The 17302-nt window shown below is 55.5% G+C and carries 19 protein-coding genes and 2 tRNA genes; 13 read left to right on the top strand and 8 right to left on the bottom strand.

The window, feature by feature from the left end; translation table 11 throughout:
- Positions 1-9 precede the first annotated feature (9 nt).
- Both gloA and rnt read left to right on the top strand, forming a co-directional pair.
- Entirely contained in the window at positions 10-417 is a 408-nt protein-coding gene (gloA, locus tag ACMGGE_RS07135) for a lactoylglutathione lyase (RefSeq protein WP_008500591.1), read from the top strand.
- Positions 418-512: 95 nt separating this feature from the next.
- Complete coding sequence (gene rnt / locus ACMGGE_RS07140) at positions 513-1172, top strand: ribonuclease T (RefSeq protein WP_023618191.1); 660 nt, start codon at positions 513-515, stop codon at positions 1170-1172.
- 74 nt (positions 1173-1246) lie between these two features.
- Here rnt and grxD read toward each other — a convergent pair whose 3' ends face one another.
- Positions 1247-1594, bottom strand: coding sequence for a monothiol glutaredoxin 4 (gene grxD, locus ACMGGE_RS07145; RefSeq protein ID WP_003832760.1), 348 nt, complete (start codon positions 1592-1594; stop codon positions 1247-1249).
- Positions 1595-1932: 338 nt separating this feature from the next.
- Here grxD and ACMGGE_RS07150 point away from each other — a divergent pair, with 338 nt between their 5' ends.
- Positions 1933-2706 (top strand): C40 family peptidase, encoded by a 774-nt coding sequence (locus ACMGGE_RS07150; RefSeq protein ID WP_048222760.1) that lies wholly within the window; start codon positions 1933-1935, stop codon positions 2704-2706.
- Between the two features lie 122 nt (positions 2707-2828).
- Positions 2829-3410, top strand: a complete 582-nt coding sequence (gene sodB / locus ACMGGE_RS07155) for a superoxide dismutase [Fe] (RefSeq protein ID WP_023311353.1) — start codon at positions 2829-2831, stop codon at positions 3408-3410.
- A 38-nt stretch (positions 3411-3448) separates the two neighbouring features.
- On the opposite strand, the gene ACMGGE_RS07160 is transcribed toward sodB, so the two are convergent.
- Complete coding sequence (locus ACMGGE_RS07160) at positions 3449-4615, bottom strand: MFS transporter (protein ID WP_069719379.1); 1167 nt, start codon at positions 4613-4615, stop codon at positions 3449-3451.
- A 163-nt stretch (positions 4616-4778) separates the two neighbouring features.
- Complete coding sequence (locus ACMGGE_RS07165; RefSeq protein WP_008500596.1) at positions 4779-4868, bottom strand: YnhF family membrane protein; 90 nt, start codon at positions 4866-4868, stop codon at positions 4779-4781.
- Between the two features lie 297 nt (positions 4869-5165).
- On the opposite strand from ACMGGE_RS07165, the gene purR reads away from it, so the two are divergent.
- Positions 5166-6191, top strand: coding sequence for an HTH-type transcriptional repressor PurR (gene purR / locus ACMGGE_RS07170; protein WP_008500597.1), 1026 nt, complete (start codon positions 5166-5168; stop codon positions 6189-6191).
- A 17-nt stretch (positions 6192-6208) separates the two neighbouring features.
- On the opposite strand, the gene punR is transcribed toward purR, so the two are convergent.
- Positions 6209-7120 carry a DNA-binding transcriptional activator PunR gene (gene punR / locus ACMGGE_RS07175; RefSeq protein WP_039266192.1) on the bottom strand — a complete coding sequence of 304 codons (912 nt, stop codon included), beginning with the start codon at positions 7118-7120 and terminating at the stop codon, positions 6209-6211.
- A gap of 114 nt (positions 7121-7234) precedes the next feature.
- Here punR and punC point away from each other — a divergent pair, with 114 nt between their 5' ends.
- Together punC and cfa are read left to right on the top strand one after the other, a co-directional pair.
- Complete coding sequence (punC, locus tag ACMGGE_RS07180; RefSeq protein ID WP_420293581.1) at positions 7235-8434, top strand: purine nucleoside transporter PunC; 1200 nt, start codon at positions 7235-7237, stop codon at positions 8432-8434.
- Between the two features lie 298 nt (positions 8435-8732).
- Positions 8733-9881, top strand: coding sequence for a cyclopropane fatty acyl phospholipid synthase (gene cfa / locus ACMGGE_RS07185; protein ID WP_420293582.1), 1149 nt, complete (start codon positions 8733-8735; stop codon positions 9879-9881).
- Positions 9882-9912: 31 nt separating this feature from the next.
- Here cfa and ACMGGE_RS07190 read toward each other — a convergent pair whose 3' ends face one another.
- Positions 9913-10554 (bottom strand): riboflavin synthase subunit alpha, encoded by a 642-nt coding sequence (locus ACMGGE_RS07190; protein WP_232945515.1) that lies wholly within the window; start codon positions 10552-10554, stop codon positions 9913-9915.
- Between the two features lie 225 nt (positions 10555-10779).
- On the opposite strand from ACMGGE_RS07190, the gene mdtK reads away from it, so the two are divergent.
- The 4 genes from mdtK to ACMGGE_RS07210 all read left to right on the top strand — a co-directional run bounded on the left by mdtK (position 10780) and on the right by ACMGGE_RS07210 (position 14179).
- Positions 10780-12153 (top strand): MdtK family multidrug efflux MATE transporter, encoded by a 1374-nt coding sequence (gene mdtK, locus ACMGGE_RS07195; protein ID WP_048222752.1) that lies wholly within the window; start codon positions 10780-10782, stop codon positions 12151-12153.
- A 153-nt stretch (positions 12154-12306) separates the two neighbouring features.
- Positions 12307-12383: transfer RNA gene (locus tag ACMGGE_RS07200), tRNA-Val, on the top strand.
- 4 nt (positions 12384-12387) lie between these two features.
- Positions 12388-12464: transfer RNA gene (locus tag ACMGGE_RS07205), tRNA-Val, on the top strand.
- A 119-nt stretch (positions 12465-12583) separates the two neighbouring features.
- Positions 12584-14179, top strand: a complete 1596-nt coding sequence (locus tag ACMGGE_RS07210) for an FAD-NAD(P)-binding protein (protein WP_420293583.1) — start codon at positions 12584-12586, stop codon at positions 14177-14179.
- 28 nt (positions 14180-14207) lie between these two features.
- Here the strand turns inward: ACMGGE_RS07210 and ACMGGE_RS07215 are convergent, their stop codons facing one another.
- Together ACMGGE_RS07215 and ACMGGE_RS07220 are read right to left on the bottom strand one after the other, a co-directional pair.
- The gene (locus tag ACMGGE_RS07215; RefSeq protein ID WP_109844381.1) at positions 14208-14843 is read right to left on the bottom strand and encodes a carbonic anhydrase; all 636 of its coding nucleotides are present in this window, start codon (positions 14841-14843) and stop codon (positions 14208-14210) included.
- A 72-nt stretch (positions 14844-14915) separates the two neighbouring features.
- Positions 14916-15698: an MBL fold metallo-hydrolase gene (locus ACMGGE_RS07220; protein WP_420293584.1), complete on the bottom strand. Its 783-nt coding sequence runs from the start codon at positions 15696-15698 to the stop codon at positions 14916-14918.
- Between the two features lie 125 nt (positions 15699-15823).
- Here ACMGGE_RS07220 and ACMGGE_RS07225 point away from each other — a divergent pair, with 125 nt between their 5' ends.
- The gene (locus ACMGGE_RS07225; RefSeq protein ID WP_003857665.1) at positions 15824-15964 is read left to right on the top strand and encodes a hypothetical protein; all 141 of its coding nucleotides are present in this window, start codon (positions 15824-15826) and stop codon (positions 15962-15964) included.
- Positions 15965-16056: 92 nt separating this feature from the next.
- Here ACMGGE_RS07225 and ACMGGE_RS07230 read toward each other — a convergent pair whose 3' ends face one another.
- Entirely contained in the window at positions 16057-16224 is a 168-nt protein-coding gene (locus ACMGGE_RS07230; RefSeq protein ID WP_032666818.1) for a hypothetical protein, read from the bottom strand.
- A gap of 246 nt (positions 16225-16470) precedes the next feature.
- Here ACMGGE_RS07230 and ACMGGE_RS07235 point away from each other — a divergent pair, with 246 nt between their 5' ends.
- Positions 16471-17301 carry an ABC transporter substrate-binding protein gene (locus ACMGGE_RS07235; RefSeq protein WP_080347292.1) on the top strand — a complete coding sequence of 277 codons (831 nt, stop codon included), beginning with the start codon at positions 16471-16473 and terminating at the stop codon, positions 17299-17301.
- The last annotated feature ends 1 nt before the right edge of the window (position 17302 follow it).

Raw genomic sequence — 17302 nt, forward strand, 5'->3', positions numbered from 1 at the left:
GAGGAAATTATGCGCCTACTTCACACCATGCTGCGCGTTGGCGACCTGCAACGTTCTATCGATTTCTACACTAACGTCCTGGGCATGAAGCTGCTGCGCACCAGCGAAAACCCGGAATACAAATACTCACTGGCATTCGTGGGTTACGGCCCGGAAACGGATGAAGCGGTGATCGAGCTGACCTACAACTGGGGCGTTGACAGCTATGAGCTGGGCACGGCCTACGGCCATATCGCGCTGGAAGTGGATAACGCGGCCGACGCGTGCGAACGCATTCGCAAAAATGGCGGTAACGTCACGCGCGAAGCGGGCCCGGTAAAAGGCGGCACCACCGTGATTGCGTTTGTGGAAGATCCGGACGGTTACAAAATCGAGCTGATTGAAGCCAAAGACGCCGGTCGCGGTCTGGGCAACTGATCCCTCAGGGCGCAACGTGCGCCCGTAGTTTTACTGCATCACCCCGCAAAATTTGCCATAATGCGCTCTGCTTTTTCCCCATGTAAGAGACCCTGATGTCCGATAACGCTCAATTTAGCGGTCTGTGCGACCGTTTTCGTGGTTTTTATCCCGTTGTCATTGATGTAGAAACAGCCGGATTTAACGCTAAAACCGATGCGCTGCTCGAAATTGCCGCCATCACGCTGAAGATGGATGAACAGGGCTGGCTTACACCGGACACCACGCTGCATTTCCACGTTGAACCTTTCGAAGGGGCAAACTTACAGCCGGAAGCGCTGGCGTTTAACGGTATCGATCCGCATAACCCGCTGCGCGGTGCCGTCAGTGAATATGACGCGCTGCACGCCATTTTTAAAATGGTGCGTAAAGGCATGAAAGAGAGCAACTGCAGCCGCGCTATTATGGTGGCCCATAACGCCACCTTCGATCACAGCTTTACCATGGCTGCCGCGGAGCGCGCGTCGCTCAAACGCAACCCCTTCCACCCTTTTGTCACCTTCGACACCGCCGCGCTGAGCGGCCTGGCGCTGGGACAAACGGTGTTGTCAAAGGCCTGTATTACGGCTGGCATTCCGTTCGACGGCACGCAGGCGCACTCCGCGCTGTATGACACGGAGCGTACCGCAGAGCTGTTCTGTGAGATCGTCAACCGCTGGAAGCGTCTGGGCGGCTGGCCGCTGCCGATGGGCGATGAGGCCGAGCGCCAATCGTAGGTCGGGTAAGCGCAGCGCCATCCGACAAAAAAAAGCGACCCCATAGCAGGTCGCTTTTTTATTTCCGCAGAAAATTACTCTGCGTCCGGCTCTTCCGTTTTGTACTTCGCCGCGGTTTCTTTGATCAGCTGCTGCAGTTCACCGCGCTGATACATTTCAATCAGAATATCGCAACCGCCAACCAGTTCACCGTCTACCCACAGCTGTGGGAACGTCGGCCAGTTCGCGTACTTCGGCAGCTCAGCGCGGATGTCCGGGTTCTGCAGGATATCAACGTAAGCAAAACGCTCACCACAGGCAGACAGCGCCTGAACCGCTTGCGCGGAGAAGCCGCAGCTTGGCAGCTTTGGAGAACCTTTCATATACAGCAGAATCGGGTTTTCAGCGATCTGGCGCTGGATTTTTTCAATAGTGGTGCTCATGTCTTGCTTCCTTTAACTTCTGTTACGGCATTCGTCTGACATTGTAGCGGTTCAGACTGGCATCGGAAAATAACATTTTTGTCACGTATAGACATTCTACTCCGAGTCACGAAAAGTTGCATTGCAAATGGTGTTTACCCCTGCGGCGGCCAGGGTTTTGCTTAGGGAATGGGCAAATGTACGACAGAACGATGAATTTTTTTGCACTTGCTAACGAAACAGGATTAGAGATTGAAAAATGGTATTAACTTTCTGGCTTTTTATGGATTAGAATCGACGGGCTTTGTAAATCACACGCGGGTATTATTGATGACCTGCATTTATCAGGGGACTGCCCAGTGGCGCGGATAAATAAAATCTCGATCACGCTCTGTGCTTTACTGTTTACTTCACTCACCTTCACGCCAGTGGCAAACGCCTCTCAGCAGGCGCGGCATTCTGCTGTACAAAAAAACCATCTGGTGAAAGCCACAGAACGTAAGAAAAAAACCACCGCTAAGAACGACAAGAAAAAGACAAACACACAGACTAAAAAAACCGTTTCCAGCAAGACGAAAACCACTTCTTCCCGCACTGCCCACACCGCCAAAAGTAAAGCTTCGCAAACCGCCGCTAACCTCGTGACTGAAAAATGCATCGCGCGTAAAGGCCATAAGGCGAAATGCACGAAGGTCACCAAAATAGCGGAAGTGCATAAAGTGCGTGTCCAGAAAGCGCAAAAAACCGCAATGAACAAGCTGATGGGGCAGATTGGCAAACCTTATCACTGGGGCGGGACTTCGCCGCGTACCGGTTTTGACTGCAGCGGCCTCGTCTATTACGCCTATAAAGATCTGGTCAAGTTCCGCATTCCGCGCACCGCCAACGAAATGTACCACCTGCGCGACGCGTCCCCGGTCAACCGTGGAGAGCTGGAGAACGGCGATCTGGTCTTCTTCCGCACGCAGGGCCGCGGGACAGCTGACCACGTTGGCGTCTATGTCGGCAACGGAAAATTCATCCAGTCACCGCGTAGCGGCCAGGATATTCAGATCACCTCTCTCAGTGAAGACTACTGGGTACGCCATTACGTCGGCGCACGCCGCGTGATGACGCCGAAAACCATTCGCTAACCCCTGCCCTGCCACACCCGTGGCAGGGTAAGTTCCTCTTTTGCATACTCTTTCAATTTGCTATCCTGTCCTTGTTGTCTGTGTGGTTATTGACAACACAAAATACAATAAGGAGAGAAGCAATGTCGTTCGAATTACCTGCACTACCGTATGCAAAAGACGCCCTGGCCCCGCACATTTCTGCGGAAACCCTGGAATATCACTACGGCAAGCATCACCAGACGTACGTCACCAACCTGAACAACCTGATCAAGGGCACCGATTTTGAAGGCAAAACGCTGGAAGAGATCGTGCGCAGTTCTGAGGGTGGCGTATTCAACAACGCCGCTCAGGTGTGGAACCACACCTTCTACTGGCACTGCCTGGCGCCAAACGCCGGTGGCGAACCTGCCGGTGAACTGGCTACCGCCATCAATGCCGCCTTTGGCAGCTTCGCGGATTTCAAAGCGAAGTTCACCGATGCCGCCATCAAGAACTTCGGTTCGGGCTGGACGTGGCTGGTCAAAGAGGCGGATGGCAAACTGGCTATCGTGTCCACCTCTAACGCGGGCACCCCGCTGACCACCAGCGCTAAGCCGCTGATGACCGTGGACGTATGGGAACACGCTTACTACATCGATTACCGTAACGCGCGCCCTAACTACCTGGAGCACTTCTGGGCACTGGTTAACTGGGACTTTGTGGCGAAGAACTTCGCCGCGTAAGAGACACGCAGAAGGGTTCGCCCTTCTGCGTTTTTGGTTTATTCCGCAGCGCAGGCTGCTTCTGGCTGTTTACGACCCGACATCATCACCAGCAGCAGGCCGAGCGCGGCAATAATCGCCCCCATCACCGGCACAAAACTGTACCCCAGCCCCCCTGAAATCACGGCCCCACCGGCCGCCGCACCGAGCGCATTGCCCAGGTTGAAGGCACCAATATTGACCGAGGATGAGAGGCCCGGCGCTTCATGCGCGACGCGCATCACGCGCATCTGCAGCGGTGGCACCACAGCGAACGTTGCAGCCCCCCAGACGACCATCGCCACCGCGGCGCCAAACTCGTTACGCGCCAGCCACGGAATGGCGATCATGATAACAATCAGCAGCGTTAAGAAGCCCTTCAGCGTTCCGCTCACCGAACGGTCGGCAAATTTCCCGCCGAGATAGTTGCCAATCGAGAAGCCCACGCCAATTAGCACCAGCATCGCGGTCACAAAGAGAGGCGTTGCGTGGGTGATGTCATGCAGCACAGGTGAAATATAGGTATAGAGGGTAAACATCGCCCCTGCCCCCAGCACGGTGGTCAGCAGCGCAGAGAGCACCTGCGGGCGCATCAGCACCGACAGCTCTCTGCGTACGTCAGGGCGTTCACCCGCGCTGCCTTTTGGCAGGGAGAAGAACAACGCCACCATCGCGACTACGCCCAGTCCGGCCGTCGCCAGGAAGGACATCCGCCAGCCAATGACCTCGCCCAGCCAGGTTGCCGCAGGAACGCCGCCGATGTTAGCAATGGTCAGGCCCATAAACATGGTGGCCACGGCGCTGGCCTGCTTATGTTTTGGCACCACGCTTGCCGCCACAACCGACCCCAGCCCAAAGAACGCGCCGTGGTTGAGGCTGGTCAGAATACGCGACAGCATCAGCGTGGTGTAGTCCGGCGAAATGGCCGAAAGCACGTTACCGAGGGTGAAAATCGCCATCAGGAAAATGAGCGCATTGCGGCGCGCACGGTGCGAAAGGAGAAGCGTCATCAGCGGCGCCCCCACCATCACGCCAATAGCGTAGGCGCTGATTAACATGCCTGCCGCAGGGATCGAGACGTCCACACCGCGGGCGATGACGGGCAGTAACCCCATCGGGGAGAATTCAGTGGTGCCAATCCCAAAAGCGCCAATCGCCAGGGCCAGCAGGGGAAAATTGATTTTCATGCGTCAACTCCGAATGCCGTGTCATGTGGTGACACAGAACAAAGAAGCGGAAAGCATGACATCAATCACAAAAAATGAGAAGTTAACAAAATGGCAAAAGATTTTTGCCTTAGGAGTAACAATCGGGGTGAGCGGGAGGGAGAAGGCTCTCCCTCCGCGTAAATCAGTGCAGCGCGGCCGTCAGACCCGCCGCGACAATCAGAGCCAGCACAACAACGGTGGTGAACAGCGAAAACTTCAGATCGGAACTCATCAATTTTTCTCCTTTTAATCCCCCCACGAAAAGTGAGCCTGCTCATTTTTGCATAATTTACGTCAAAAATCTTCCTGGATTTAGGCTGATAAACACTTTACCTCTTCCCCTTTTCATCAAGATAGGACAAAATTCCACGCTAAATTTATTAGCGTACCGGCCATTGACCCCCTCCTGACGTCCCGTGTCGTTTTCCCGGCGTGCCGCAATTCAAGATTGCGTGATAAGGGTGAGAGAAGGCAAACGTTTACCTTCAAGTTTTTCAGGAGCTTAGGATATGGTCTGGAGTGACATTTAATGGCAACAATTAAAGATGTAGCAAAACGCGCAAACGTTTCCACTACAACCGTATCACATGTAATTAACAAAACCCGCTTCGTGGCGGAAGAGACGCGCAACGCCGTCTGGGCAGCGATCAAAGAGCTGCACTATTCGCCAAGTGCGGTTGCGCGCAGCCTCAAGGTTAATCACACCAAATCCATTGGATTGCTAGCCACCAGCAGTGAAGCGGCCTATTTTGCCGAGATCATTGAAGCGGTAGAGAAGAACTGCTTCCAGAAAGGCTATACCCTGATTCTGGGCAACGCATGGAACAGCATAGAAAAACAGCGTGCCTACCTGTCGATGATGGCGCAGAAGCGCGTGGATGGCCTGCTGGTGATGTGTTCCGAGTACCCGGAATCCGTGCTGTCGATGCTCGAAGAGTATCGCCATATCCCCATGGTGGTCATGGACTGGGGTGAAGCGCGCGCGGACTTCACCGACTCCGTTATCGACAACGCCTTTGAAGGCGGTTACATGGCGGGTCGTTACCTGATCGAACGCGGTCACCGCGAGATTGGCGTGATCCCGGGTCCGCTGGAGCGTAACACCGGCGCGGGCCGTCTGGCCGGTTTTATGAAAGCGATGGAAGAAGCGCTGATCACCGTGCCGGAAAACTGGATCGTGCAGGGCGACTTTGAGCCGGAATCAGGCTACCGCGCAATGCAGCAGATCGTTTCCCAGCCGCACCGCCCGACCGCCGTTTTCTGCGGGGGTGACATCATGGCCATGGGTGCGCTCTGCGCCGCCGATGAGCTGGGTCTGCGCGTACCGCAGGATATTTCCGTGATCGGGTATGACAACGTGCGTAACGCGCGCTTCTTCACCCCGGCGCTGACAACCATTCACCAGCCAAAAGATTCGCTGGGCGAAACGGCCTTCAATATGCTGTTGGACAGAATCGTCAACAAACGCGAAGAGTCGCAGTCCATTGAAGTTCACCCACGCCTGATTGAACGCCGTTCCGTTGCGGATGGTCCGTTCCGCGACTACCGTCGTTAATCCCTTGACGGGGCCAGCTACGCTGGCTCCCGTAACCATTCCCGGTTTAGCGTTTCGCTGTCTCCCAGATAATCCAGCAGCCAGGCCATGGCGGGCGAGACATCATTTTGTTGCCAGGTCAGGCAGCAGGCCGCGTCCGGGAACGGATTCTCCAGCGTCAGTTCAACCCATTCTCCGGTATCGATGCGCGGACGCGCAAAATGAACGGGCACCATCGCGACGCACAGCCCGGCGCTGAGGCACGTCGCCGACGATTCCCAGTCAGGAGCCACCACTCGCCGCTGGTTGTCCAGAAGCCAGGTGATACGCTTGGGCAGTGAACGGGACGTATCCTCCAGCACCAGCGAGGGCCAGTTACGCAGCGTATCGTCGCTCAGCGGCCCGTCCATCGCCGCCAGGGGATGATCGCGTGCCACCACGCATTTCCAGCTCAGCATCCCCATGTCGCGAAAGGCGTAACGTCCCCCAACCGGGATCGCCTGCGTGGCGCCAATCGCCATCTCCGCCCTGCCGTCCGCCAGCGCATCCCACACCCCGTTGAACACCTCCTGCGAGACCCGCAGCTCAACGTCAGAGAAATGACGATAGAAATCCACGATCATCTGCCGGGTGCGTTCCGGCTTCACGATGTTATCCACCGCGATGGCGAGATGTCCCCGCCAGCCGTTGGCGATCTGCTGGCACTGTTCGCGGGTGATCTGCATTTTTTTGATAACAGAACGCCCTTCCTTCAAAAACCACGCGCCTGCGGGCGTTAATTCCACGTCGCGATGCCGCCGTTCAAACAGCGGAACCGCCAGCCATTCCTCAAGCTGACGCACCGTGTAGCTAATGGCCGAAGGGACGCGGTGCAACTCCTGCGCTGCACCGCTAAAGCTGCCGTTACGCGCAACAGCATCGACCACTTCAAGAGAATAATCTGACCACATTTTCTGCCTGCAAAAAATTTGAATGCACCCGCCAAATATTAGCGTTTCACAAGCCGCTTTGCACTCCCTACACTCTGCGCCAACGTACACCTGCCTCCTCAGGAGAATAAGAGAATGCAACCCAGGAAAGGATTTTTAGTCTGGCTCGGCGGCTTAAGCGTGCTGGGCTTTTTGGCCACCGACATGTACCTGCCCGCGTTTGCCGCGATGCAGGAAGACCTGCAAACCCCTGCGGCGGCCATCAGCGCCAGCCTGAGTCTGTTCCTTGCCGGTTTTGCTTTCGCGCAGCTCCTGTGGGGACCGCTCTCGGATCGCTTTGGCCGTAAACCGGTACTGCTGCTGGGTCTGGCCATTTTTGCCGTGGGCTGTCTGGGGATGTTGTGGGTGCGCGATGCTACCTGGCTACTGGTGCTGCGCTTTATTCAGGCCGTGGGCGTCTGTGCTGCGGCGGTGACCTGGCAGGCGCTGGTGACCGACTACTATCCGGCTAACCGCACAAACCGTATTTTCGCCACTATTATGCCGCTGGTGGGTCTTTCCCCTGCCCTGGCCCCGCTGCTGGGCAGCTGGATCCTCGCGCACTTTGACTGGCAGGCCATTTTTGCCACGCTGTTTGCCATCACGCTGGTGCTGATGCTGCCGGCGTTTGCCCTTAAGCCCGCGCATAAAAAAGAGGCGCATGCCGACGCGAAGCCGATTACCTTCACCACCCTGCTGAGCGCCAAGGCGTATCGCGGGAATGTCCTGATTTATGCCGCCTGTTCGGCCAGCTTCTTCGCGTGGCTCACCGGCTCGCCGTTTATTCTGCACGATATGGGCTACAGCCCGGCGGCCATCGGTCTGAGCTATGTTCCGCAGACCATCGCGTTCCTGGTGGGCGGGTACGGCTGCCGCGCGGCGCTGCAAAAATGGGAAGGCCAGCAAATGCTGCCATGGCTGCTGGTGCTCTATGCGCTGAGCGTCATCGGTACCTGGGCCGTCGGGTTTATTCCGGGCGCGGGCCTGGCTGAAATTTTGATTCCCTTCTGCGTGATGGCCGTGGCGAACGGGGCGATTTACCCGATCGTGGTGGCACAGGCGTTACGTCCGTTCCCGCAGGCGACAGGCCGCGCCGCCGCGCTGCAAAATACCCTTCAACTGGGTCTGTGCTTCCTGGCAAGCCTGGTGGTCTCGGCGCTGATTGCGACGCCGCTGTTGACCACCACCAGCGTGATGCTGGTCACCGTTGCGCTGGCGGTATTGGGTTACCGCATGCAGGCGTCCGCGAAGCGTGAGCAGGATAGCGGTGCGCAGGTGGAAACCTCGCATGCCTGATTGCGCCAGAAATCATGTTACATTTCAGTGATTAGGTTGCTAACAATTTTCTATTGAATCACCAAATTTTGAGGCCTATACTAAATTTGGTTCGATTAAATACGATAAATATTAAGTGTTAACGGGAGCCGGAGTGCTCCCGTTTTACCATGGAAGGCATTTCGGCAAGGGTTATCTCCCTTCCTCTGTTCTACGTCGGATACTAGCCTCGCGGTATTTACCGTGAGATTTCTCACAAACCAAAAAAAGCGTCTACGCTGTTTGAAGGTTCTGATCACATCAGGGTGATGGAGAAGCTATGAGTTCATCGTGTATAGAAGAAGTCAGCGTTTCGGACGACAACTGGTCCCGGATCGTCAGTGAACTGTTAGGTCGAGCAGGCATCACTATCAACGGATCTTCGCCATCCGATCCCCAGGTTAAACATCCCGACTTTTTTAAACGCGTGTTGCGGGAAGGGTCGCTAGGCCTGGGAGAAAGTTATATGGATGGCTGGTGGGAATGTGAACGGCTGGATATCTTTTTTGCCAGCGTGTTACGTGCCGGTCTGGAAAATCAACTCCCCCGCAATCTGAAAGACACCCTGCGTGTCGCCTCTGCCCGACTGTTTAACTTGCAAAGTAAAAAACGCGCATGGATCGTCGGCAAAGAGCATTACGATCTCGGCAATGACCTGTTCAGCCGCATGCTGGACCCTTTCATGCAATACTCCTGCGCCTACTGGAAAGACGCGTCGACGCTTGAGGAAGCACAGCAGGCCAAGCTGCGTCTGATCAGTGAAAAGCTGCAGCTACAGCCCGGCATGCGCGTGCTGGATATCGGCTGCGGCTGGGGCGGGCTGGCGTATTTTATGGCGAAGCACTATGGCGTCAGCGTGGTCGGCGTGACGATCTCAGCGGAACAGCAAAAAATGGCGCGAGAGCGCTGCCAGGGTCTCGATGTGGATATCCGGCTGCAGGACTACCGTGACCTGAACGAGCAGTTCGACCGGATCGTTTCCGTCGGCATGTTCGAGCACGTGGGGCCAAAAAACTACGATACCTACTTTGAGGTGGTGGATCGTAATCTGAAACCGGACGGGCTCTTCCTGCTGCACACCATCGGCTCTAAGCGGACCGACAATAACGTTGACCCGTGGATCAATAAATACATCTTTCCGAATGGCTGTTTACCGTCCGTTCGCCAGATCGCCAACGCCAGTGAATCCCATTTCGTGATGGAAGACTGGCATAACTTTGGCGCGGACTACGACACCACCTTAATGGCGTGGCATGAACGTTTCCAGAAAGCCTGGCCCGAGATTGCGGACAACTATTCAGAACGATTCAAACGGATGTTTAGCTATTATCTGAATGCCTGCGCGGGGGCGTTTCGCGCACGGGATATTCAGCTCTGGCAGGTGGTATTCAGCCGGGGGATTGAACACGGACTGCGTGTCGCACGCTAAAAAAATAACCCCGGATAGCCGGGGTTATTTTTTATTCTTCTTCTGCGGTCTTTATTATTGCGGCTTCTTTAGCTGCCAGCACGCGTTCAACCGTATCCACCACCGCCTGGGTTTGCGGATCGATTTCAATATTCACGCGATGCCCCAGTTTTTTGGCGCCCAGCGTGGTGCGCTGCAGCGTTTCAGGAATTAAATGCACGCAAAAACGCGTTGGCGTCACTTCTCCTACCGTCAGGCTAATCCCGTCAATGCCAATAAATCCTTTATAGAGGATGTATTTCATTAATGACGGGTCCTGCATTTTAAACCAGATTTGACGGTTATTTTCCGAGGTCACGATTTTCGCCACTTCGGCAGTGGTCATGATATGCCCCGACATCAGGTGACCGCCAATCTCATCGCTGAACTTCGCCGCGCGCTCAACGTTGACGGTATCGCCTACCACCAGCCCGCCCAGGTTAGTAATCCGCAGCGTCTCTTTCATTAAATCAAAGCTGATCTGGTTGCCGTTAATTTCGGTCACGGTCAGGCAGCAGCCGTTATGGGCAATCGAAGCGCCGGTTTCGATGCCCTCAAGCATATATTCCGGCAGCTCAACAACATGAGTACGGAAATTAGGTTTTTCATCAATGGACACCACTTTGGCAGTGCCCTGCACAATACCAGTAAACATGCTTACAACTCCTGTTTTTTCCGAACGGTGATGACACCGTTTAATCCCTCCACAATAACAGTTGGAAAAACAGGTTGCCAGCGGAGCGCATTTTCTGGCGATTTTTTCACTAGATAAATAGCTAAAGCCCGCTACAATAGCTGGCACCCCCCTGCATTTTCTTCTTGCTGCCCGTTTCGGCGGCTTTTTTAGTCTCTCAAATAACTACAAAATAAAGGTGTTCACGTGCAGAAGTACATGAATGAAGCGCGCCAGTTATTGGCACTGGCTATACCAGTGATCGTCGCGCAAGTGGCCCAGACCGCAATGGGATTTGTGGATACGGTAATGGCAGGTGGCTACAGCGCCACCGACATGGCGGCCGTGGCTATCGGCACGTCAATCTGGCTTCCGGCCATCCTGTTCGGTCACGGTCTGCTGCTCGCGCTCACGCCTGTTATCGCTCAGCTCAATGGCTCAGGCCGTCGCGAGCGCATCGCCCATCAGGTTCGCCAGGGTTTCTGGCTGGCAGGGTTTGTCTCCGTGCTGATCATGGTGGTGCTCTGGAACGCGGGCCATATCATTCGCGCTATGCATAATATTGACCCGGCGCTGGCGGACAAAGCCGTGGGCTATCTGCGCGCGCTGCTCTGGGGCGCGCCGGGCTACCTCTTTTTCCAGGTGGCGCGTAACCAGTGTGAAGGCCTGGCGAAAACCAAGCCCGGCATGGTGATGGGTTTTATCGGGCTGCTGGTCAACATCCCGGTTAACTATGTCTTTATTTACGGTCATTTCGGGATGCCGGAGCTGGGTGGCGTCGGCTGCGGCGTGGCAACGGCAGCCGTTTACTGGGTCATGTTCTTCTCGATGCTTACCTTCGTGAAGCGCGCCCGCTCCATGCGCGATATTCGTAACGAGAACAGATTCAGCACGCCGGACTGGAGCATCATGACGCGTCTGGTGCAGCTAGGCTTGCCGATTGCCCTTGCGCTGTTCTTTGAGGTGACCCTGTTTGCCGTGGTCGCCCTGCTGGTCTCCCCCTTGGGCATTGTGGACGTCGCCGGGCACCAGATTGCGCTGAACTTCAGCTCCCTGATGTTTGTCCTGCCGATGTCGCTGGCCGCGGCAGTGACGATCCGCGTGGGCTTCCGCCTGGGGCAAGGCTCGACGCTCGACGCGCAAACCGCCGCGCGGACCGGACTGGGCGTCGGCGTCTGCATGGCCATTTGCACGGCGCTTTTTACCGTGGCACTGCGCGAGCAGATTGCCCTGCTCTATAACGATAATCCGGAGGTCGTCGCGCTGGCATCGCACCTGATGCTGCTGGCTGCGATTTACCAGATTTCGGACTCCATTCAGGTGATTGGCAGCGGCGTGCTGCGCGGATATAAAGACACGCGCTCCATTTTCTTTATCACCTTCATCGCCTACTGGGTGCTGGGTCTGCCGTGTGGGTATATTCTGGCCCTGACCGACCTGGTGGTGGACCGCATGGGACCGGCGGGGTTCTGGATGGGCTTTATCATCGGCCTGACGTCGGCGGCGATTATGATGATGATGCGCATGCGCTTCCTGCAGCGCCAGCCATCCACGATCATTTTGCAACGCGCTGCACGTTAAATACGCAGTAGCCGCCACCCGGCGGCTACTTTCTCTTCACTTTGCGCGGTAATACAGCAATCGCGTGAAATCAGAGAGAAAATTGCATTTTCCCTCTTGCCACCTCGGTGCTGTGCCGCTAATATTCGTCCCCGTTGTCACCGACAACACGTTGCGTTCATAGCTCAGTTGGTTAGAGCACCACCTTGACATGGTGGGGGTCGTTGGTTCGAGTCCAATTGAACGCACCATTCTGCGTCCGTAGCTCAGTTGGTTAGAGCACCACCTTGACATGGTGGGGGTCGGTGGTTCGAGTCCACTCGGACGCACCATTTCAGTCCTGAAATGGTGCAAATTCTCCTCTGATAGCCTGAATTTTCTTAATCCTTTATTTTCATCATTATTCTCCTGCTACGCTTTTCCTATGGAAAAAAACACAGGAAACGTGTCGATGAAGAAGATCGCGATTATCGGCTCCGGCCCCACAGGGATTTACACCTTTTATCACCTGCTTCAAAACGGCACGCCGCTCTCCGTTTCCGTTTTCGAACAGGCTGATGAAGCCGGCGTGGGCATGCCCTATAACGACGACGATAATTCCCGGCTGATGCTGGCGAACATTGCGAGCATTGAAATCCCGCCCATTTTTATGACCTACCTCGACTGGCTTAAGGAACAGAGCGACGCCCATCTGGCAAGCTTTAAGGTGGATAAAGCCAGCCTGCATGACCGACAGTTCCTGCCCAGGCTCCTGTTGGGAGAGTACTTTCGCGACAGCTTTCGTTCAATCGTAAAAGAGGCGAAAAAGCTGGGGTTCGAGGTTAAAGTCCATGAATCCGCGAAGGTCACCGACATCATCCCTTCGACAACCGGCGTGACGATTTCGGTCAACGACCGCACCTTACCGGATCAATTCGACCTGGCGGTTATTGCCACCGGCCACGTCTGGCCAGAGGAGGATGAAGCCACGCGCACGTTCTTCCCAAGCCCGTGGTCCGGTCTGATGGACGCCCGCATTCCCCCTTGCCGCGTGGGCATTATGGGCACCTCGTTGAGCGGCCTGGACGCGGCTATGGCGGTGGTGATGCAGCACGGTGCGTTTCGTGACGGTAAATTCATCCTCGACAAAAGCAGCGAAGGGTTACACATTACGCTGATGTCCCGGACGGGCATTCTGCCGGAAGCCGATTTTTACTGCCCTATTCCTTACGAGCCGCTGTCGGTATTGACCGAATTCGTGGTGGAAAGCGAGATAGCCAAAGGACCGGATGGCCTGCTTGACCGCATTTTTGCCCTGATGGTCAAAGAGCTTCAGCTTGCCGATCCGACGTGGTGCGAGAAGATGTCTTTGCATACGCTGAATGCGGACACTGTTCGTGAGGCTTGGTTTGAGGATCGTCAACGCCACGGCCCCTTTACCTGGGCGGAAGAGAATCTCAACGAGGTTGAACGCAATAAACGCGAACGCCGTACCGTGGCGTGGCGCTACACCGTGCTGCGGCTGCATGAGGTCGTTCAGGAGATCGTTCCCCATCTCAGCGAGCAGGACAGAAAACGCTTTAAGCAGGGCCTGGCTCGGGTATTTATCGACAACTATGCCGCCATTCCTCCGCAGTCTATCCGCAGGCTGCTCGCGCTTCGCGAAGCCGGCATCATCAGCGTGGCCGCGCTCGGTGACGACTACACGCTCGACGTTGGCAGCGATCGAACGGTAATAACCACACAAGAGACCGTCTATCGTTTCGACGTATTTATTGACGCGCGCGGACAAAAGCCGCTCAAAACGAAAGATCTGCCCTTCCCGACGCTGCGAAAACAGCTGGAAGCGACCGGCGATGAGATACCCGATATCGGCGAGGATTACACCTTAAAAGCGCCTGACACCGTTCGCGGGCGCATCGCCTTCGGTGCGATACCGTGGCTGATGCACGATCGTCCCTTCGTTCAGGGGCTGGTGGAGTGTGCAGAGATTGCAGAGGCGATGGCGAAAGCGGCGGAAAAACCCGCGTCACGCGTGCGGCGGAGATTACCCTATTTTGAATACTGACAGGGCATCCGTGCCCTGCTGTTGCGGGTTACTCGAAGAAGACTTCCGGGTTTTCCGACAGCGAGACGAAGCTTTTCGTCGCTTTATCCAGCGCGAGGATTTCGCCGCTTTCAATGTCGTACACCCAGCCGTGCAGTCGGATGGAGTTATTACGCAGGCCCACCGCGACGGACGGATGGGTCTTGATGTTGCTCAGTTGCGCAAAGACGTTTTCCTGCACCATCGCATTCACTTTATCGATCGGCTTATCCCAGGTTTTCTTCTCTACCACGGCTTTTGCCGCGTCGGAATAGCGCAGCCAGTGTGACACGGCAGGCATCGGCTCCAGGTTCGCGTTATCGGCAATCGCCTTCATCGCACCGCAGTTGGAGTGACCGCAAATCACGATATCCGTGACGCCCAGCGCCACGACGGCGTATTCGATGGTAGCGGACACACCGCCTGGCTCCGGTCCGAACGGCGGCACAATGTTGCCAGCATTACGAATGACAAAGAGTTGTCCTGGCTCTTGCTGGGTGACCAGTTCCGGGACCAGACGGCTGTCGGAGCATGAGATGAACAGCGCTTTGGGATTCTGGCTGGACGCTAAACTGCGGAAGAGTTCTTTACGTTGCGGGAAAATCTCTTTTTGAAAGCTGAGAAAACCTTCAATGATATGTTGCATAGCAATGTCTCTTTTATCTGTTTTAGTTTAGGTATGATCGAGATCACACTCGTAAAGTTTACCCATCGTGGTTTACTTCAGACAAGCAATATATTTCTGGCCCGACCGCTGCACAATTTCGTCCGCGTTAGCGAGGATGTTCTGCCCTTCGAACGCGCCGTACAGACGTTCAAACGCTCTGCCTTCCAGATGACTCACGACGGACGCCACCGTGCGGGCAGGCAGCGGAAGATAGTTCGGGTAGCTCCACATAAACGAGACGGCGTCTTTACCCGGCGTGACCTGCAGAATATCGCCCACCAGCAGCACCCCGTCCCCCTCCTGCCAGTGCAGCACCGTTCCTCCGGCAAAATGCCCGCCCAGACGCAGCAGGGTAACCGATGGGAAAATCTCCAGCGCATCGCCTTCCCAGAAATGAATGGCCGGGCTGTCGCGCATCACCCACTCTCTGTCGCTGGCGTGCAGGTACACCGGCGCGTCAAACGCCGCAGCCCACTCCTGCATCGTGGTGTAATAGTGCGGATGTGAAATCGCAATTGCGCTGATGCCGCCGAGCGCGGCGATGAGGGTTTGGGTTGCGGCATCGAGGTTGGCGATACAGTCCCAGAGAATGTTGCCGTGCGGCGTTTGCAGAAGCAGCGCCCGCTGGTTGATAGCAAACGCCGGAACGGTTTTGATACCGAACAATCGCGGCTCCAGCTGCTGCCATTTGTTGCTGTGCGTCGCGTTGACGGTATCGAGATCGGTCCACGCCTGCCCCGTGATGGGCACATACTGGCGTTCATCCTCACAAATTGGGCATCTGTCCGGCTGCATATCGTAGGCGGTTCCACAGGTTTTACAGAGTGTAATCATGTGCTCTCCTCAGCGATAAAGCACTGAGTATGGCAGGGATTATCCTTATGTGCTGCGAGGTACATTGCTGGCTTTTTTTGCCCTATACTGTGCCAGTATCGAAAACTGAACAGAGCAGGTGCAACATGGAAATTGATCTCGATAACTTAGTGTTTAACGGTCTGGATGAAGCAGAAGAGCGTAATGCAGAACGTCTGGACGACGCGGATAAAAAAGCGCAGGCGATTGTCGCCGACGACGACTGCGGCGACGCCTGCAAGATCTAATAAAAAAGCACCGGGAAACCGGTGCTTTTTTATTTCACTCGTTAAACGTCACGCACACTTCGTTCCAGTACGTTTCGCGCGTGCGGCGCAGTTCAGCGTGGCGTTTTATCATGGAACCACTCCGGGTCAATGTTGGCAACGTCTACGCCATACAGGCTGGCGACAGGCAGTATCGACTCAAGAACACGTTGCGCGCTGTTCTCCGCATTCGCTGGCCGGGCCGCAAAAAACCGCCGTAACGTGCTGATCCATTTTTTCATCGTCTTACCCTCTCTCGCCGTATCTGCCTTCAGTTAAGCACCCCTATCCCGTGCAGGGGAAATACCAAAATCCACTGTCGATGTGCAGGATCTGCAAATAGCACCCTCGTCCTTTTCACTCTTCATTAACACCTTGTTCACTAATGCTTTTTTGCTCATAGCAAAGAACGATTTCTTATTTGGCGATAGCTTTCCCTTATGGGAGCGTAACGGGGTAAAACAAAAACAACGGGATGGCGAATGACTATGGCAGCAAAAATGAAAGGGTTTAAAAAACGGACGCTGGCTCTGGGCGTAGTGGCAGCCTGGGGCCTGTTTTCAGCGCAGGCGCAGGCCGATCAGCTGGCGGATATCAAGGCAGCAGGGGTGGTGAAAGTGGCCACGTTTGATGCCAACCCGCCGTTTGGCTCGATTGATGCCAAAACGCATGAGATCGTGGGTTACGACGTGGACTTCGCCAAAGCGCTGGCAAAATCGCTCGGCGTCAAGCTTGAACTGGTTGCCACCAATCCGGCCAACCGCATTCCGCTACTGCAGTCCGGCAAAGCCGACCTGATCGTGGCGGATATTACTATTACCCCGGAACGCGCACAGGTCATTGATTTCTCGACGCCTTACTTCGTCACTGGCCAGCAGTTCCTGGTTCCGGCGAAATCACCGGACAAGCTCGATGACTATAGCCGGGCGCGCATTGGCGCAGTCAAAGGCACAACAGGCGAGCAGGCGCTGCACCAGCGTTTCCCGCAGTCCCGCGTCCTCTCTTATGACGACATTCCCCTGGCGCTGACCGCACTGCGCAACGGCAACGTACAGGCCATCACTCAGGACAGCACCATTCTGGCCGGTCTGCTGGCGCAGGCGCCGGACAAAGCCAACTTCAAAATCCTGCCCGATCTGCTCAGTAAAGAAGAGATTGGCGTGGGGGTGAAGAAAGGTGAAACGGCACTGCTGAAAGCCGTCAACGACGAGCTGGTTAATCTCGAGAAGACCGGTCAGGCGGCAAAAATCTATGATGTCTGGTTTGGTCCTGGCACCCCTGCTCCACAGCCTCGCGGCTTTAAAATAGAAGCCAGGTAAT

It is taken from the genome of Enterobacter sp. BNK-22, assembly GCF_048684805.1.
Lineage (GTDB): Bacteria > Pseudomonadota > Gammaproteobacteria > Enterobacterales > Enterobacteriaceae > Enterobacter > Enterobacter quasiroggenkampii.

Coding starts and splice junctions, on each gene's coding strand:
- gloA (WP_008500591.1), top strand. CDS start 10: ATGCGCCTACTTCACACCATGCTGCGCGTTGGCGACCTGCAACGTTCT.
- rnt (WP_023618191.1), top strand. CDS start 513: ATGTCCGATAACGCTCAATTTAGCGGTCTGTGCGACCGTTTTCGTGGT.
- grxD (WP_003832760.1), bottom strand. CDS start 1,594: ATGAGCACCACTATTGAAAAAATCCAGCGCCAGATCGCTGAAAACCCG.
- sodB (WP_023311353.1), top strand. CDS start 2,829: ATGTCGTTCGAATTACCTGCACTACCGTATGCAAAAGACGCCCTGGCC.
- ACMGGE_RS07160 (WP_069719379.1), bottom strand. CDS start 4,615: ATGAAAATCAATTTTCCCCTGCTGGCCCTGGCGATTGGCGCTTTTGGG.
- ACMGGE_RS07165 (WP_008500596.1), bottom strand. CDS start 4,868: ATGAGTTCCGATCTGAAGTTTTCGCTGTTCACCACCGTTGTTGTGCTG.
- purR (WP_008500597.1), top strand. CDS start 5,166: ATGGCAACAATTAAAGATGTAGCAAAACGCGCAAACGTTTCCACTACA.
- punR (WP_039266192.1), bottom strand. CDS start 7,120: ATGTGGTCAGATTATTCTCTTGAAGTGGTCGATGCTGTTGCGCGTAAC.
- punC (WP_420293581.1), top strand. CDS start 7,235: ATGCAACCCAGGAAAGGATTTTTAGTCTGGCTCGGCGGCTTAAGCGTG.
- cfa (WP_420293582.1), top strand. CDS start 8,733: ATGAGTTCATCGTGTATAGAAGAAGTCAGCGTTTCGGACGACAACTGG.
- ACMGGE_RS07190 (WP_232945515.1), bottom strand. CDS start 10,554: ATGTTTACTGGTATTGTGCAGGGCACTGCCAAAGTGGTGTCCATTGAT.
- ACMGGE_RS07210 (WP_420293583.1), top strand. CDS start 12,584: ATGAAGAAGATCGCGATTATCGGCTCCGGCCCCACAGGGATTTACACC.
- ACMGGE_RS07215 (WP_109844381.1), bottom strand. CDS start 14,843: ATGCAACATATCATTGAAGGTTTTCTCAGCTTTCAAAAAGAGATTTTC.
- ACMGGE_RS07220 (WP_420293584.1), bottom strand. CDS start 15,698: ATGATTACACTCTGTAAAACCTGTGGAACCGCCTACGATATGCAGCCG.
- ACMGGE_RS07225 (WP_003857665.1), top strand. CDS start 15,824: ATGGAAATTGATCTCGATAACTTAGTGTTTAACGGTCTGGATGAAGCA.
- ACMGGE_RS07230 (WP_032666818.1), bottom strand. CDS start 16,224: ATGAAAAAATGGATCAGCACGTTACGGCGGTTTTTTGCGGCCCGGCCA.
- ACMGGE_RS07235 (WP_080347292.1), top strand. CDS start 16,471: ATGGCAGCAAAAATGAAAGGGTTTAAAAAACGGACGCTGGCTCTGGGC.